This is a genomic window from Streptomyces sp. BE20 (genome assembly GCF_036322525.1).
Taxonomy (GTDB): Bacteria; Actinomycetota; Actinomycetes; order Streptomycetales; family Streptomycetaceae; genus Kitasatospora.
This window is the reverse complement of the sequence record NZ_JAQYWW010000014.1, coordinates 1-379: the sequence shown is the minus strand read 5'-3', so window position 1 is coordinate 379 and position 379 is coordinate 1. Positions and strand designations below refer to the sequence as shown.

1 protein-coding gene is annotated in these 379 nt (G+C 69.9%); it reads left to right on the top strand.

Annotation, left to right across the window (positions count from 1 at the left end; genetic code table 11):
• On the top strand, positions 1–379 hold a 379-nt coding region (locus PUR61_RS00045), incomplete at both ends, for an IS110 family transposase (RefSeq protein WP_329874307.1).

Here is a 379-nt window from a genome sequence, read left to right as displayed (position 1 = left end):
CCGGCGAGGCGAAGACCGACGCCAAGGACGCCGCCGTGATCGCGGACGCGGCCCGCACCATGCCCCACACCCTGCGCACGCTGGAACTCACCGACAAGATCACCGCCGAGTTCACCGTCCTGACCGGGTTCGACCAGGACCGCGCCGCCGAGGCCACCCGCACCTCCATCCGGATCCGCGGCCTCCTAACCCACTTCCACCCGTCACTGGATCGCGAGCTCGGACCACGGCGCGACCACCAGGCCGTCACCTGGCTCCTGGAGCGCCACGGATCCCCGGCCGCCCTGAGAAAAGCCGGACGCCGCAGACTCGTCGAACTGATCCGCCCCAAAGCCCCGCGCATGGCCCAACGATTGATCGACGACCTCTTCGACGCCCT